This window comes from Streptomyces sp. NPDC020996, assembly GCF_040641355.1.
In the GTDB taxonomy this organism is placed as follows: Bacteria; Actinomycetota; Actinomycetes; order Streptomycetales; family Streptomycetaceae; genus Streptomyces.
On the sequence record NZ_JBFADM010000017.1, the window covers coordinates 114092 to 128957 of the forward strand.

Consider the following 14866-nt stretch of genomic DNA (forward strand, 5'->3'; position numbering starts at 1 on the left):
CGGCTCGCGCTGATGGCCGGGCCGGCCGCGTTCTTCGCGCTGTTCTTCGCCTACCCCGTCGCCGCGATCGTCGCCCGCGGGCTGAAGACGGACGGGGTGTGGCACCTCGGCCGGATCGCGGACGTGCTCGGGCAGGACGGCATCCGGCACGTGCTGTGGTTCACCACCTGGCAGGCGTGCGCCTCCACCGCGCTGACGCTGGCGGTCGCGCTCCCCGGCGCCTACGTCTTCGCCCGGCTCGACTTCCCCGGCAAGCAGGTGCTGCGGGCCGTGGTGACGGTGCCGTTCGTGCTGCCGACGGTCGTCGTCGGCACGGCGTTCCTCGCGCTCGTCGGACGCGGCGGACTGCTCGACGCTTGGTGGGGCGTGCGGCTGGACACCACCGTGTGGGCCATCCTGCTCGCGCACGTCTTCTTCAACTACGCGGTCGTCGTCCGCACGGTGGGCGGGCTGTGGGCCCAGCTCGACCCCCGGCAGGAGGAGGCGGCGCGGGTGCTCGGCGCCTCCCCGTTCGCGGCCTGGCGGCGGGTCACCCTGCCGGCGCTGGCGCCCGCGGTGGCCGCCGCCGCGCTGATGGTGTTCCTGTTCACCTTCACCTCCTTCGGCGTGGTGCAGATCCTGGGCGGCCCGGCCTTCTCCACCCTCGAAGTGGAGATCTACCGGCAGACGTCCGAGATCTTCGACCTGCCGACGGCCGCCGTCCTCACCATCGTCCAGTTCGCGACGGTGGGCGCGATCCTCGCCGTGCACGCCTGGACCGTACGGCGGCGGGAGACCGCGCTGCGGCTGGTGGACGCCGCCGTGACCGCGCGGCGGCCGCGCGGCGCCGGGCAGTGGGCGCTGCTGGCCGGGGTCCTCACCACGATCGCGGTCCTGCTCGTGCTGCCGCCGGCCGTCCTGGTGCAGCGGTCCCTCACCGCGCCCGGCTTCGGCTACTACCGGGCGCTGACCGGTCAGGCCGGCAACGTCTTCCTGGTCCCGCCCATCGACGCGGTCGGCAACTCTCTTGAGTACGCTCTCGCCGCCGCCGGGATCGCCGTGCTGATCGGCGGCCTGGCCGCCGCCGCGCTCGCCCGCCGGGACGCCGGCCGGCTGGTCCGCGGCTTCGACGCGCTGCTGATGCTGCCGCTCGGGGTGTCCGCGGTGACCGTCGGGTTCGGGTTCCTGATCGCGCTCGACGAGCCGCCGCTGGACCTGCGCGGCTCGTGGATCCTGGTGCCGCTGGCGCAGGCGCTGGTCGGCGTCCCCTTCGTGGTGCGGACCATGCTGCCGGTGCTGCGGGCCGTGGACGCGCGGCTGCGGGAGGCGGCGGCCGTGCTCGGGGCGTCGCCGTGGCGGGTGTGGCGGGAGGTCGACCTGCCGATGGTGCGGCGGGCGCTGCTGGTCGCCGCCGGGTTCGCGTTCGCGGTGTCGCTGGGGGAGTTCGGGGCGACCGTGTTCATCGCCCGGCCGGACAACCCGACGCTGCCGGTCGCCGTGGCACGCCTGCTGGGCCGGCCGGGCGACCTCAACTACGGGCAGGCGATGGCCCTGTCGACGATTCTGATGGTGGTGTGCGCGGTGGCGCTGCTGGTGCTGGAACGTCTCCGCATCGACCGGACCGGGGAGTTGTAGATGCTGCTCAGCCTGCGGGGCGCGACCGTGCGGTTCGGGGGGCGGGCCGTGCTCGACGCGGTCGACCTGGACGTCGCCGAGCACGAGACCGTGTGTGTGCTCGGGCCGAGCGGCAGCGGCAAGTCGACGCTGCTGCGGGCGGTGGCGGGGCTGCAACTCCTGGACGCCGGACGGGTCCTGCTCGGCGGCCGGGACCAGGCGGGCGTGCCCGCGCACCGGCGCGGGGTCGGGCTGATGTTCCAGGACCACCAGCTGTTCCCGCAGCGGGACGTGGGCGGCAACGTCGCCTTCGGGCTGCGGATGCGCGGGGCCGCGAAGCGGGAACAGGCCGAGCGGGTGAGGGAGCTGCTCGACCTGGTGGGCCTGCCGGGGGCCGCCGGACGGGCCGTGGCCTCGCTCTCCGGCGGGGAGCAGCAGCGGGTGGCGCTGGCCCGCGCGCTCGCGCCCCGGCCGAGCCTGCTGATGCTCGACGAGCCGCTCGGCCAGCTCGACCGCTCGCTGCGGGAGCGCCTGGTCGTCGAACTGCGGGAGTTGTTCGGCGCGTTGGGCACGACCGTGCTCGCCGTGACGCATGACCAGGGCGAGGCGTTCGCGCTGGCCGACCGGGTGGTGGTGATGCGTGACGGGCGCATCGCGCAGTCCGGTACGCCGCTGGAGGTGTGGCAGCGGCCGGCGGACGCCTTCGTGGCACGCTTCCTCGGCTTCGAGAACGTCGTCGAGGCCACCGTGAGCGGCCAGGCCGCGGACACGCCGTGGGGCAAGGTGCCGGTGGCCGAGGACGCCCCGCAGGGCACCCGGACCCTGCTGGTGCGGCCCGCCGGGGTGCGCCTGGTGCCGGCCGACGAGGGGCTGCGCTGCACGGTCGCCGGCCGCACCTTCAAGGGCACCCATGTCGCCCTGCACCTGCAGCCGCGGGACGCCCCGCGCCTGGAGGCGGCGTGCGCGCTGCGGGAGGCGCCGGAGGCCGGGGCGAGGGTGGGAGTGCGGTTCGACGCGGCGGAAGTCGTCGTGCTCGGGTGATCCGGCACCGTGGGCCTGGCCACGGCCGAGGACGTGAACCGCGCCGCGGCCCGGGCCGCCGACGCGCGGGCCGTCGAGCCCACGCAGGAGGCCCGTCCGGATGGACGACCGTGGCCCGCCCCCGGATACGGGGACGGGCCACAGCGGTGGTACCGGGCGGGGCGTCAGCGGTTGCTGTTGGCTCCGCGGCGGCGCATGCCGAAGAAGACGGCACCGCCGCCGACGACGACCAGCGCGCCCGCGATGCCGGCGATCAGGCCGGTGTTGGAGTTCGCACCGGTCTCGGCGAGGTTGGAGTCACCGGCGGCCGGGGACGGCTCGTTGCCGGCGGTGTCGGCCGGAGCGGTGCTGCTCTCCGAGGCCGACGGGGTCGAGGTCGGGGTGGGAGACTCCTCGGCCGGGGTCGAGGCGGACTCCGACGGCGACGGGGTGGCCGGCGGCGTCGACTCGTCCTTCGAGCAACCCTCGGACGGAGTCGTCAGGTTCGGCTGGATGTCCTCGTCGACGATCGGGCGTTCGCCGGTGCCGGCGGTGACGTGGATGCGGTACTCGGCGTTCGGCTTCCAGTCCTCGTCGAACGTGATGACGGTGCCTTCGCGGGAGCCCTTGACCTCCTGCTCACCGATCTTCTGCTCGTCGGCGCCGTTGTTCTCCAGGAACACGGTGATGACGGCCGGCACCCCGGAGGGGTCCTTGTCGGTGACGGTGATGACGCCCTTGGCGCCGTCGCACTTGGCTTCGGCCGAGAACTCACTGATGTTGCAGGCGAGCGCGTTGCCTGCGACACCCAGCGCGAGCGCGGTCGTCGCGGCGGCGACACCCAGGACTCGCGCGGAACGACGGGCGGTACGGCGGGTTATGGACACGTTTGCCCTTCACGGGGATGCACAACTGCGGGGGGGTGGCGGAGACAATGACGCCCCAGTGACTGAGGCTTCAGGATCCCCAGGAGGCTCACAGGTCTATAAGCGCTCCATAAGGAGTGTCAATCCGTAAGCCCATCCTACGCGTTGGCTTTGCCGTCTTATTAACCGCAGAGACGTTTCAACGCCTCCGGAGCCTCCTCGATCCGGTCAACGAGGGCGATACGGGACTGCATCGAACGTTCCCGGGCGAGTGCCTGCAAGAGAGGCCAGGCCGGCAGCCGCTCGGTCCAGTGGGCGCGGTCGACGAGCACCATCGGCGTCGGTTCGCCGCGGGACTCGTAGTAGTTGGGGGTCGCGTTGTCGAAGATCTCCTGTACGGTCCCCGCGGCGCCCGGCAGGAAGACCACGCCCGCGTTGCAGCGGGCCAGCAGCCCGTCCTCGCGGGTGGCGTTGGCGAAGTACTTGGCGATGTGGGTCGCGAAGGGGTTCGGCGGCTCGTGGCCGTAGAACCAGGTCGGGATGCCGATCGAGTGGTTGCCCTTCGGCCAGCGGGTGCGCACCTCGAAGGCGCAGCGGGCCCAGTCGGTGATCGAGGGGGTGAACGACGGCACCTTGCCGAGCAGCCGGCATGCCTCGTCCAGCATGTCGTCCTCGTACGGCGCCGCGTACGCGCCCAGGTTCGCCGCCTCCATCGCACCCGGGCCGCCGCCCGTCGCGACGGTGAACCCGATGCGGCTCAGCTCGCGGCCCAGCCGGGCGGCACCGGCGTACTCCCGTGTCCCGCGCGCCATGGCGTGGCCGCCCATCACGCCCACCACCCGGGCGCCGCGCAGGAGTTCGTCGAGGGCGTCGGAGACGGAGTCGTCGTGCACGGCGCGCAGCATCGAGGCGAAGATGTCGCCGTCGGCCCTGGTCCGCTGGAACCAGGCGTAGGACAGTGCGTCGGGCGTCCGCTCGTATCCCCGCTCCAGCGAGGCGAACAGCTCGTCGGCCGTGTAGAGGCGCCCGCGGTAGGGGTCGAAGGGCAGATCCGGGACCGGCGGGAAGACCAGGGCGCCGTCCGCGCGGACCTTGGCCTCGGCCTCGTGCCGCATCGGGCAGCCGAGGAAGACGGCCCCCGCCGTGTCCGTGGTGAGCAACTCCCGCGTACGGTCCGTCAGGTCGACGCCCTGCAGGCGGTGTCCGGCGAGGGTGCCGCCGGCCGAGACGGCCGCGTCGAAGTCCTCGAGCGTCTCTATCTCGTGTCGGTCGTGGTGGGCCGCATGGGCCGGGCTCGTCTGCACCGGCCCATGCTAGGGGGTGTCCGACAAATGCCCGCGGCGTCGCGGCGCCTGGCACGCACGCTCGCAGCGTTGCCGAAACGCCCACCTGGCTCCGCCACGAGGACGCTCCGGCGCCTTGCGGTCGCACGCACCAGACGCCGCTCCTTCTCCCACGCTCATTTGTCAGACACCCCCTAGGCATGCCCGTCCCTCAGCCCTGCACCGCCGCCGGGTCCATCCACACGACCTCCCAGGTGTGGCCGTCGAGGTCGTCGAAGGAACGGCCGTACATGAAGCCGTGGTCCTGCGTCTCCCCGGCGATGCTGCCGCCCGCGGCGATCGCCCGGTCGACCAGCTCGTCGACCTTCTCGCGGCTCTCGGCGCTCAGGCACACCAGCACCTCGCTGGTCTTCCTGGAGTCGGCGATCTCCTTCTTCGTGAACGTGGCGTAGTGCTGCTTGCTGAGCAGCATCGCGATGATCGTGTCGCTGATCACGACGGAGGCGCAGTCGTCCGTGCTGAACTGCGGGTTGATGGTGTAGCCGAGCTCCGTGAAGAACTTCTTCGACGCCTCGACGTCGTCGGTGGCCAGGTTCACGAAGATCATCTGCTGGTACATGGGGCCTCTTCCGTGGGTGTCGTGCCGTTCGCCGGGTAGACCGGGGGCCGTCGCGGAACTCATCGGCGTTCCCGGATCTTTTTCGCGGGATTTTTCAGCGGGCCAGCGGGAGCGCCGCCAGCTCGGCGACGACCAGGGTCAGCGGGCCGAAGAGGGCGAGCAGGGCGCCGGTGCGCAGCGCCGCCGCGCCGCGCAGCAGTGTGGCCGGGGCGCCCAGACGCAGGAGGGCGGCGGTGATCTCGGCGCGGGCGTGCCTGGCCTCGGCCGCGGCGGTGAGCAGCGTGGCGCAGGCGCAGCCGGCCACGAGCAGCGTGCCGAGGGTGGTGAGCGGGCCGAAGGCGAGGGGCCCGGTGCCGCCGTACAGGGCCGTCATGGCGTACGAGCCCGAGACGACGGCGCAGACGATGCCGAGGGGACGGCCGATGCGGGTGGCCTCCGCCATCAGGACCCGGCCGGCCAGGAGACGCAGGGCGCCGGGGCGGACGGCCTGGACGAGCAGGCCGGTGAGGTGGGTGAGCGCGGGGGCGGCGAGCGCCAGACCGAGGGCGGTGAGGGCCCAGCCGGCGAGCACGGCGGGGGCCGAGCCGGTCACGGCGCCGGTGAGGGAGGCGGCGGTGGACTCGGTGCGGCTCGCGTACGCCTCCACGGCCAGGCCCGCGGCGAGGACCGCGATGCCCCAGGGCAGGCCGGTGGGCGGCTGTTTCGGCGCGGGGACGACGGCGTGGATGCCCGGTGCCGGTGACCCCGCCGCGCCGCCCGGCCCCTGCGGGGCGCCGTCGGCCGCCGGGCCGGCCGCCGTGTGGAGCTCCGCCCGGAGTTCCGCGTCGAGGTCGGCGTCGAGTCTCGTGTCGAGGTCGGCGTCGAGGTCGGCGTCGAGTCTCGTGTCGGGTCCCGCGTCGAGACCCGCCTCGAGTCCCGCGTCCGGTTCCGGGGCGGGCGCCGTCGGTGCGGTGCGCCGGCCGGCGGCCGCGCGGGCGGGCCGGCCGCCGGCCTTCGTACCGGACGCGCGTGCGCCGAACCAGTCGTACGCACCGAGGGCGGCCGGCCTGCCCCGCCCCGTGCGTGCGCCGGACCGGCCGGACGCCCGCGCGGCCCCGCGGGCCGCCGCCGGCCGCAGGTCCCGTGGCCTGAGCACCACCGCCACGGCCACCGAGGCGATCCCCGGCACCAGCGCCAGCAGGGTCAGCGTCGCCGGCAGCGGCAGCGGCCGGTCCGCGGCCAGGGACCGCGCCGCCGCGCCGTCGAAGGGCAGGCCGGTGAGGTCGCCGCGCAGGTGGAGGAAGACCAGCAGCGCCAGCATCGAGCCGAGGGCGGTGGACAGGGCCGTGGTGGTCGCCGAGACCGCCATCAGGCGGGCCGGACCCAGACCGATCGCCGAGAGGCCGGGGCGGGGCCGGGTGCCCGGGTCGGTACGGGCCGCCGCGACCGCGAAGTGCACGGTCGCCGCCAGCGGTGTCAGGCACCAGGCGAGGCGCAGCAGCGAGGTGCCGGGCGTGTCCGGGTGGCCCAGCGCGTGGCCGAGGGTGCACAGCAGCAGGAAGCCCGTGCCCGCCGAGGCCACCGCCACCAGCAGCCGGCGCAGCTGGACGGCGGGGTGGGCGCCGCGGGTCAGACGGAGAGCGAGCACGCGGCCCGGCCTTCCGCCTCGGTGACCGGCGGCAGGTGCACGGTCTTCACGCGCCGTCCGTCCAGCAGCGACACCGTGCGGTCGGCCTGGGCCGCGGTCCGCGGGTCGTCGGTGGCCAGCACCACGGTGATGCCGTGCGAGCGGGCCGCCGTGGTGAGCGTGCGCAGCACGTGGACGCGGTCGGCGCGGTGCAGGGGAGCGGTCGGCTCATCGGCGAACAGCACCGTCGGTTCGGGGGCCAGCGACCGCGCGATGCACACGCGCTGCCGTTCCGCCTGGAGGAGCTCGTGCGGCCGTTTGCGCGCCTTGGCGCCGACGTCGAGGCGCTCCAGCCACTCCAGGGCGGCCGTCTTGGCGCGGCGGCGGCTCGTGCCGCGCAGCATCAGGGGCAGCGCGGCGTTCTCCCAGACGTTCAGCTCGGGCACGAGGACGGGGGCCGGATCGATCCAGCCGAAGCGGTCCCGGCGCAGTCGTTCCCGGCTCGGGGCGCCCATGGTGTGCACGGGCGTGCTGTTGAACCACACCTCGCCGCGCTGCGCGGGCAGCAGTCCGCACAGGCAGCGCAGCAGGGTCGTCTTGCCGCTGCCCCGCGGGCCGCTGACGGCGAGGATCTCGCCCTCCCGGACGCCCAGCGAGACACCGCTGAGCGCGGGCGAGCCGTCGTTGTGCTGGTAGTGCAGGGCGCGGGCCCAGAGCACGTCGTTGTCCGGCGGGGCCACCATGGGCGTACACCTCGGTTCAGATCCGTGATTGCCGTGCCAATCCCCCGTCCGGGGGAACGAAGACAGCGCCTATCGGTCACTGGGCACGCTAGGCAGCTCGCCGGGGGAGGCCGGACAGCACGCGGCCCCGGGCGCCCGTTTCTCACTCGAACGGGCGGCACCGGGGCCGTAGATGATCTTCTTGGCGGACGATCAGAGCTTCGTCCACGCCTCCGTCAGCGTCGCGCGCAGGATCTGCTCGATCTCGTCGAACGTCTCCTGGTTGGAGATCAGCGGCGGGGCGAGCTGGATGACCGGGTCGCCACGGTCGTCGGCACGGCAGTACAGGCCGTTGTCGAAGAGGGCCTTCGACAGGAAGCCGTACAGCACCCGCTCGGTCTCCTCGTCGTTGAAGGACTCCTTGGTGGCCTTGTCCTTCACGAGCTCGATGCCGTAGAAGAAGCCGTTGCCGCGGACGTCGCCGACGATCGGCAGGTCGTGCAGCTTCTGCAGGGTGGACAGGAACGCGCCCTCGTTGTCGAGCACGTGCTGGTTGAGGTTCTCGCGCTCGAACAGGTCGAGGTTGGCGAGGCCGACCGCGGCGGAGACCGGGTGGCCGCCGAAGGTGTAGCCGTGCAGGAAGGTGTTGTCGCCCTTGTAGAACGGCTCGGCCAGCCGGTCGGAGACGATGCACGCGCCGATCGGGGAGTAGCCCGACGTCATGCCCTTGGCGCAGGTGATCATGTCCGGGACGTAGTCGAACTTGTCGCAGGCGAACATCGTGCCCAGGCGGCCGAAGGCGCAGATGACCTCGTCCGACACCAGCAGCACGTCGTACTGGTCGCAGATCTCGCGCACGCGCTGGAAGTAGCCGGGCGGCGGCGGGAAGCAGCCGCCGGCGTTCTGCACCGGCTCCAGGAAGACCGCGGCGACGGTGTCCGGGCCCTCGAAGAGGATCTGCTGCTCGATCTGGTCGGCGGCCCAGCGGCCGAACGCCTCCGGGTCGTCGCCGAAGATCGGGGCGCGGTAGATGTTGGTGTTCGGGACCTTGTGCGCGCCCGGGACGAGGGGCTCGAAGGGGGCCTTCAGGCCCGGCAGGCCGGTGATGGACAGGGCGCCCTGCGGGGTGCCGTGGTAGGCGACCGCGCGGGAGATGACCTTGTACTTGGTCGGCTTGCCGACGAGCTTGAAGTACTGCTTGGCGAGCTTCCAGGCGGTCTCGACGGCCTCGCCGCCGCCGGTGGTGAAGAACACCTTGTTCAGGTCGCCCGGGGCGTGGTCGGCGAGGCGCTCGGCCAGCTCGACGGCCTTCGGGTGGGCGTAGGACCACACCGGGAAGAACGCCAGTTCCTGGGCCTGCTTGAAGGCGGTCTCGGCGAGCTCCGTGCGGCCGTGACCGGCCTGCACCACGAACAGGCCCGCGAGACCGTCGAGGTAGCGCTTGCCCTTGTCGTCGTAGATGTAGGTGCCCTCGCCGCGCACGATGGTGGGCACGGGCGAGTTCTCGTACGAGGACATGCGGGTGAAGTGCATCCACAGGTGGTCGTACGCGGTGCGGCTGAGGTCCTTTGAGCTCACGGTTATCGGGTTCCCCACATATAGGTCTGCTTCTTGAGCTTGAGGTAGACGAAGCTCTCGGTGGAGCGCACGCCGGGCAGGGCCCGGATGCGTTTGTTGATGACGTCCAGCAGGTGGTCGTCGTCCTCGCAGACGATCTCGGCGAGGATGTCGAACGAGCCCGCGGTCATCACCACGTACTCGACTTCCGACATGTCGGTCAGCGCGTCGGCCACAGGATCGAGGTCGCCTTCGACGTTGACGCCGACCATCGCCTGCCGCCGGAATCCCACGGTGAGCGGGTCCGTGACGGCGACGATCTGCATCACGCCCTGGTCGAGCAGCTTCTGGACGCGCTGGCGCACGGCCGCCTCGGACAGGCCGACGGCCTTGCCGATCGCGGCGTACGGCCGGCGGCCGTCCTCCTGGAGCTGCTCGATGATGGCGAGCGAGACGGCATCCAGATGAGGGGTGCCGTTCCTGGACTCGCGGGAGTCCCTCTGGTCTGCGCTTCGACTGGCCACCAGGTCACTGTGCACGACGTCTCGACAGTTCCGCAAGGGTGAGGCGATGAAATTCGTTGTTTACGTGACTGAGACCTGCGGATTTCGCAGCGATGACGCGATCGGGGGTGTTGAAAACGTCGGCTCGCCGATTAGTGTGTGGGTCTCAGCAATCGGACACCAGAAACCCGACAGGAGGCCGGCAGTGAGCACCGAGCTGCGTCGTCTGCGCAACTACATCGACGGTGAGTTCCGGGACGCCGCCGACGGACGGACCACCGAGGTGGTCAACCCCGCGACGGGCGAGGCGTACGCGACCGCCCCGCTGTCCGGTCAGGCGGACGTGGACGCCGCCATGGCGGCCGCCGCCGCGGCCTTCCCGGGCTGGCGCGACACGACCCCGGCCGAGCGCCAGAAGGCTCTGCTGAAGATCGCGGACGCGTTCGAGGAGCGTGCCGAGGAACTGATCGCGGCCGAGGTGGAGAACACGGGCAAGCCGATCGGGCTCACGCGGTCCGAGGAGATCCCGCCGATGGTCGACCAGATCCGCTTCTTCGCGGGCGCGGCCCGGATGCTCGAGGGCCGCTCGGCCGGCGAGTACATGGAGGGGATGACCTCGATCATCCGCCGCGAGCCGGTCGGCGTCTGCGCGCAGGTCGCGCCGTGGAACTACCCGATGATGATGGCCGTGTGGAAGTTCGCCCCGGCGATCGCCGCCGGCAACACGGTCGTGCTGAAGCCGTCGGACACCACCCCGGCCTCGACCGTCCTGATCGCCGACATCCTCGGCTCGATCCTGCCCAAGGGCGTCTTCAACGTCGTCTGCGGCGACCGCGAGACCGGCCGCATGATGGTCGAGCACCCGACCCCGGCGATGGCCTCCATCACCGGCTCCGTCCGCGCGGGCATCCAGGTCGCCGAGTCCGCCTCCAAGGACGTCAAGCGCGTCCACCTGGAGCTGGGCGGCAAGGCGCCGGTCGTGGTGTTCGAGGACACCGACATCGCCAAGGCCGTCGAGGACATCTCGGTGGCGGGCTTCTTCAACGCCGGCCAGGACTGTACGGCGGCCACCCGCGTCCTCGTCCACGAGTCCGTCCACGACGAGTTCGTCGCCGCGCTCGCCAAGGCCGCGTCCGAGACGAAGACCGGTCAGCCGGACGACGAGGACGTCCTCTTCGGCCCGCTGAACAACCCCAACCAGCTCAAGCAGGTCTCCGGCTTCATCGAGCGGCTGCCCGCCCACGCCAAGGTCGAGGCCGGCGGTCACCAGGTCGGCGACAAGGGCTACTTCTACGCCCCGACCGTCGTCTCCGGCCTGAAGCAGGACGACGAGATCATCCAGAAGGAGGTCTTCGGCCCGGTCATCACCGTCCAGTCCTTCCGGGACGAGGACCAGGCGGTGGAGTGGGCCAACGGCGTCCAGTACGCGCTGGCCTCCTCCGTGTGGACCAAGGACCACGGCCGCGCGATGCGCATGTCGAAGAAGCTGGACTTCGGCTGCGTGTGGATCAACACGCACATCCCGCTGGTGGCCGAGATGCCGCACGGCGGCTTCAAGCAGTCCGGCTACGGCAAGGACCTGTCGGCGTACGGCTTCGAGGACTACACGCGGATCAAGCACGTGATGACGTCGCTGGACGCGTAAGGCCTTCGGCGCCTCGGCGTCCGCCCACGGCCCCTGGACGGGACCTGTCACCGGGACTTCTCACCGGGACTTGTCCCGTCCGGGGGCCGTGCTGTTTCCGGAGGGCCTCCTCCAGGGGTCCTCACGCCCGTCGGCTTTGCCTTCTCTTTACAACCCCTTCGGGGGCTGCCTCGTCTCTCCGCTCGATCCGTGACCATCCCGCCGGTCCACCGGCGGGCGGACCGACGAAAGAGAGCGATCCATGCGCCGAACCGGCCTCAGTGCCCTGGTACTCGCGTGCACCGCCGTCCTGGCGGGCGCGGTGCCCGCGTTCGCCGACGGGGCGACGGCGGCCTCCTCGCCCACACCCCGCCAGCCCACCACCGCCCCCTCGACCGGGCCCACCGACGCCCCCTCGACCCGGCCCACCGTCGCCCCCTCGACCCGGCCCACCGACGACCCCACCCCGGTGCCGAGCGCCACCGACCGCACGCGGACGAGCCCGGCTCCGTCCCAGCGGCCCTCGGACCAGGTCACCGTCGTGCCCAGCGGGGCGCCGGACACCGGCCGGGCGCCCGCCTCGCCCGAGTCCGGCGGCGTGGCCGGGCTGATCGGCGGTGGCGCCGCCGCGGCGGTCGTCGCGGGCGGGGGCGCGGTCCTCCTGGTACGGCGTCGGCGGGCGACGGGGGAGTGACCCCGCTCGCCAGGCGCGCCTTCCTCACCTCGGCGGCGGCCGTGCTGCTCGCGGGCTGCGGTGGCCCCGGGCCGGCGAAGGTCTCGCCGGAAAGGACGCTGGGAACCGAGAGGACCGGTTCCGCCGCAGCGGGCGCAGCGGGGCACGCCTCCGCGCGCTCGGCTCCGGTACGGCTGCGCATTCCCGCCATCGGGGTCGACACCCCCGTCCTGCGGCTGGGACTGGCCGCCGACGGCACCGTGCAGGTCCCCCCGATCACGGCGCACGACCGGGCGGGCTGGTACCGCCACTCGCCGGCGCCGGGACAGACCGGTCCCTCGGTGATTCTCGGTCATGTCACCGTCGGCGCCTACGGGGACGGGGTGTTCCGGCACCTCGCGGAACTGCGCCGCGGCGACCGGATCGCGGTGCGCCTGGCCGACGGCGGGACGGTGCGGTTCGCCGTCACCGCCGTGCGCACCGTCGCCAAGGCGGACTTCCCGACCGACGACGTCTACGGGAACGTGGACCGGCCGGAGTTGCGTCTCGTCACGTGCGGCGGACCGCGCAGCGGCGACGGCTACCGCGACAACGTGATCGTCTTCGCCGCACCGGCACCGAGTGCTGCGGGAGAACGGTGAAACGGTCCCGTGAGAGGGCGGCGTCCGAGCTGTTCGCCGCCCTCTATCCGCGCCTCGCCGGCTGGTGCCGCCGTCTCGTCGACGACGACGAGACGGCCCACGAGATCGCCTCGGAGGCGTTCACCCGGCTCTGGGCCCGCTGGACGGCCGTGGCCGAACCCCAGGGCTTCCTCTACGTGACCGCCGCCAACCTGGTCCGCGACCACTGGCGCAAGCTGGAGCGCGAGCGCCGGGCGGTGCGCCGGGCCACCGTCGAGGCCGCGGTGCGCCCGCCCGCCGAACCGGCCGACCCGTCGGTGCGCCTGCTCGTGCAGTCCCTGCCGGACCGGCTGCGGGTGCCGATCCTGCTGCACTACTACGCTGACATGCCGATCCGGGAGGTGGCCGTGCTGACCGGGCGCAAGGAAGGGACCGTCAAGGCCGATCTGCACACGGCTCGCGAGCTGCTCCGCGCCCACCTGAGGAGAAGCCTTGATCACACACGCTGACGACGGCCCGGACTTCGACCCCGACGACCCCCTGACCGTCCTGCTGCGCCCCCCGGCCGGCCATCTCGGTCCGCCTCCGGGCCGCTACGAGGCGATCCGCCGCGGTGCGGCGCGCCGCCGGCTGCTGCGTGCCGCGGCCGGAGCCGGCGCCGTCTGCGCCGTCGCCGTGCTCGTCGCGCTGCCGCTGCGGTCGTTCGGCCCCGGGACGCCCGCGCCCCCGGCGGTCCCGCTCGCCCCGCCGCCCGCGAGCGGCCCCGCGACCGGGCCGAGCCCGTCGACCTCGCCGCCGACCGTGACCGGCCCCACCCGCCCCGCAACCGTCGTCCCTACCCCGGCCGACGGGACCGACCGGACCGGCCGGAGCGGCCGCACCGGCCAGACCGGTCGGCCGGAGCCCACCGGCCCGACCTCCCGTACGCCCTCGACGGGCTCGACCAGCTCGACGGGCTCGCGCAAGGCCGCGCCGTCGACGTCCCCCAGCCGGGGCCCCGTCCCGTCCTCCACCGCGGAATCACGGGGATGAGCGAAGCGAGGCACGACCCGCCGGGCGGCGAACGTGCCTGCGGCGCGGATGCCTTGGGGCCGCCGACGGCCTGGTTCCCGTGCGACGCCGGTGAGTCGGCCGCGCTGACGGATTGCCGCAGCGCGAACTGCCCGCGTCGCACGAGCGGTTCCCGGCCGCGCCGGATGCGGTGTGGCGGCGCGCGGAGCGGATCGACGCGCGTCTCTTCCGGAGGGGCACTTTTGAACACGTTCAAATGCAGGGCTACGCTGCCGTCATGAGCGACAGAGCCGCCCTGCTGAAGGGCATACGCGCCTGGTTGGTCCTCTTCGTCGTCTGCCTGGTGCTCAGTGGTGCCACGGCCTTCCCCCTCGTCCACGAACTCCGCTGGACCGAGGACCTGTTGCGGTCGCTGTCCGGGTCCGACCAGCTGCCCGCGCTCACCGACTGGATCGAGCGCGTGCGGCGCGGAGTCGACACCGCCGACGCCGACTACCCCTTCCTGCTCTATGGCACGGACTGGCTGGCCTTCGCCCACCTGGTGATCGCGGTGGCCTTCTACGGCCCCTACCGCGACCCCGTCCGCAACATCTGGGTGGTCGAGTTCGGAATGATCGCCTGCGCCGGGATCGTCCCGCTGGCGCTGGTGTGCGGGCCGATCCGCGGCATCCCCTTCTGGTGGACGGTGATCGACATGTCGTTCGGCGTCTTCGGGGTGATCCCGCTGTACGTCGTGCGCCAGAAGATCAAGCGGCTGGCGGCGCTCGCCCCGGACACCGCCCCCGTACCGGCTACTTGAGCGCCGCCGCGGCGATCCGCTGCGCGACCGGGTTCAGGTCGCGGGTCGCGGCGATCACGGTGCCGCAGCCGTACCGCGCCCCCGACTTGAGCCGGCGGACCCGGCCACGCGGCTGCGTGCCGCACCTGCGGTCTGTCGCCGTCCGGAGCACGTCCGGAGCGCGTCCGGAGCGCGTCTAGAGCCAATGCCGGTGACTTAAGTGGTTGTGTCTCGTTGTTGTTCGTGTGGCGAGGGCGGGGCAGGCCAGGACGCCTGCGGGTGAGCGGTTGTCGGACCGGATTGCGGTCGGGGTGCTGACGCAGGCGTTTCCGCCTCATCTGGTGGATGAGGTGATCGCCGGGACCGGCCGCGTTGAGCAGCGCAACCGTCT

Annotated in this window: 17 protein-coding genes; 9 read left to right on the forward strand and 8 right to left on the reverse strand. The window is 72.7% G+C overall.

The window, feature by feature from the left end; genetic code table 11:
- Positions 1-12 precede the first annotated feature (12 nt).
- Both AB0G63_RS15280 and AB0G63_RS15285 read left to right on the forward strand, forming a co-directional pair.
- Positions 13-1614: an iron ABC transporter permease gene (locus tag AB0G63_RS15280; protein WP_360749932.1), complete on the forward strand. Its 1602-nt coding sequence runs from the start codon at positions 13-15 to the stop codon at positions 1612-1614.
- On the forward strand, positions 1615-2634 hold the full coding sequence (locus AB0G63_RS15285) for an ABC transporter ATP-binding protein (protein WP_360749881.1): 1020 nt from the start codon (positions 1615-1617) through the stop codon (positions 2632-2634). It abuts the gene before it with no gap.
- A gap of 164 nt (positions 2635-2798) precedes the next feature.
- On the opposite strand, the gene AB0G63_RS15290 is transcribed toward AB0G63_RS15285, so the two are convergent.
- The 7 genes from AB0G63_RS15290 to AB0G63_RS15320 all read right to left on the reverse strand — a co-directional run bounded on the left by AB0G63_RS15290 (position 2799) and on the right by AB0G63_RS15320 (position 9805).
- Positions 2799-3500, reverse strand: a complete 702-nt coding sequence (locus AB0G63_RS15290) for an LAETG motif-containing sortase-dependent surface protein (RefSeq protein ID WP_360749884.1) — start codon at positions 3498-3500, stop codon at positions 2799-2801.
- Between the two features lie 161 nt (positions 3501-3661).
- The gene (locus AB0G63_RS15295; protein WP_360749887.1) at positions 3662-4783 is read right to left on the reverse strand and encodes an LOG family protein; all 1122 of its coding nucleotides are present in this window, start codon (positions 4781-4783) and stop codon (positions 3662-3664) included.
- A 190-nt stretch (positions 4784-4973) separates the two neighbouring features.
- Positions 4974-5381: a VOC family protein gene (locus tag AB0G63_RS15300; protein ID WP_360749890.1), complete on the reverse strand. Its 408-nt coding sequence runs from the start codon at positions 5379-5381 to the stop codon at positions 4974-4976.
- A gap of 94 nt (positions 5382-5475) precedes the next feature.
- Positions 5476-7008 carry a hypothetical protein gene (locus AB0G63_RS15305; RefSeq protein WP_360749893.1) on the reverse strand — a complete coding sequence of 511 codons (1533 nt, stop codon included), beginning with the start codon at positions 7006-7008 and terminating at the stop codon, positions 5476-5478.
- Positions 6990-7730: an ATP-binding cassette domain-containing protein gene (locus AB0G63_RS15310; RefSeq protein WP_360749896.1), complete on the reverse strand. Its 741-nt coding sequence runs from the start codon at positions 7728-7730 to the stop codon at positions 6990-6992. The genes AB0G63_RS15305 and AB0G63_RS15310 overlap by 19 nt, the downstream gene beginning before the upstream one ends.
- Positions 7731-7922: 192 nt before the next feature.
- Entirely contained in the window at positions 7923-9305 is a 1383-nt protein-coding gene (locus tag AB0G63_RS15315) for an aspartate aminotransferase family protein (protein ID WP_360749899.1), read from the reverse strand.
- Complete coding sequence (locus AB0G63_RS15320) at positions 9290-9805, reverse strand: Lrp/AsnC family transcriptional regulator (protein ID WP_360749902.1); 516 nt, start codon at positions 9803-9805, stop codon at positions 9290-9292. Before AB0G63_RS15320 ends, AB0G63_RS15315 begins: the two co-directional genes overlap by 16 nt.
- A gap of 169 nt (positions 9806-9974) precedes the next feature.
- Between AB0G63_RS15320 and AB0G63_RS15325 the strand changes: the two genes are divergently transcribed.
- The 6 genes from AB0G63_RS15325 to AB0G63_RS15350 all read left to right on the forward strand — a co-directional run bounded on the left by AB0G63_RS15325 (position 9975) and on the right by AB0G63_RS15350 (position 14496).
- On the forward strand, positions 9975-11414 hold the full coding sequence (locus AB0G63_RS15325) for a gamma-aminobutyraldehyde dehydrogenase (protein WP_360749905.1): 1440 nt from the start codon (positions 9975-9977) through the stop codon (positions 11412-11414).
- A gap of 241 nt (positions 11415-11655) precedes the next feature.
- Positions 11656-12087 (forward strand): sortase-dependent protein, encoded by a 432-nt coding sequence (locus AB0G63_RS15330; protein ID WP_360749908.1) that lies wholly within the window; start codon positions 11656-11658, stop codon positions 12085-12087.
- The gene (locus AB0G63_RS15335) at positions 12084-12707 is read left to right on the forward strand and encodes a class F sortase (RefSeq protein WP_360749911.1); all 624 of its coding nucleotides are present in this window, start codon (positions 12084-12086) and stop codon (positions 12705-12707) included. The genes AB0G63_RS15330 and AB0G63_RS15335 overlap by 4 nt, the downstream gene beginning before the upstream one ends.
- Complete coding sequence (locus tag AB0G63_RS15340; protein ID WP_360749913.1) at positions 12704-13195, forward strand: RNA polymerase sigma factor; 492 nt, start codon at positions 12704-12706, stop codon at positions 13193-13195. Before AB0G63_RS15335 ends, AB0G63_RS15340 begins: the two co-directional genes overlap by 4 nt.
- A complete protein-coding gene (locus tag AB0G63_RS15345) occupies positions 13179-13718 on the forward strand; it encodes a hypothetical protein (protein ID WP_360749916.1) in 540 nt (179 codons plus the stop codon). The genes AB0G63_RS15340 and AB0G63_RS15345 overlap by 17 nt, the downstream gene beginning before the upstream one ends.
- A gap of 256 nt (positions 13719-13974) precedes the next feature.
- Positions 13975-14496, forward strand: a complete 522-nt coding sequence (locus tag AB0G63_RS15350) for a hypothetical protein (RefSeq protein ID WP_360749919.1) — start codon at positions 13975-13977, stop codon at positions 14494-14496.
- Here the strand turns inward: AB0G63_RS15350 and AB0G63_RS15355 are convergent.
- Positions 14489-14647 (reverse strand): hypothetical protein, encoded by a 159-nt coding sequence (locus AB0G63_RS15355; RefSeq protein WP_360749922.1) that lies wholly within the window; start codon positions 14645-14647, stop codon positions 14489-14491. The two genes, AB0G63_RS15350 and AB0G63_RS15355, sit on opposite strands and share 8 nt — an antisense overlap.
- A 73-nt stretch (positions 14648-14720) precedes the next feature.
- On the opposite strand from AB0G63_RS15355, the gene AB0G63_RS15360 reads away from it, so the two are divergent.
- A partial coding sequence (locus AB0G63_RS15360; protein ID WP_360749935.1) for a transposase domain-containing protein occupies positions 14721-14866 on the forward strand: 146 nt, incomplete at its 3' end.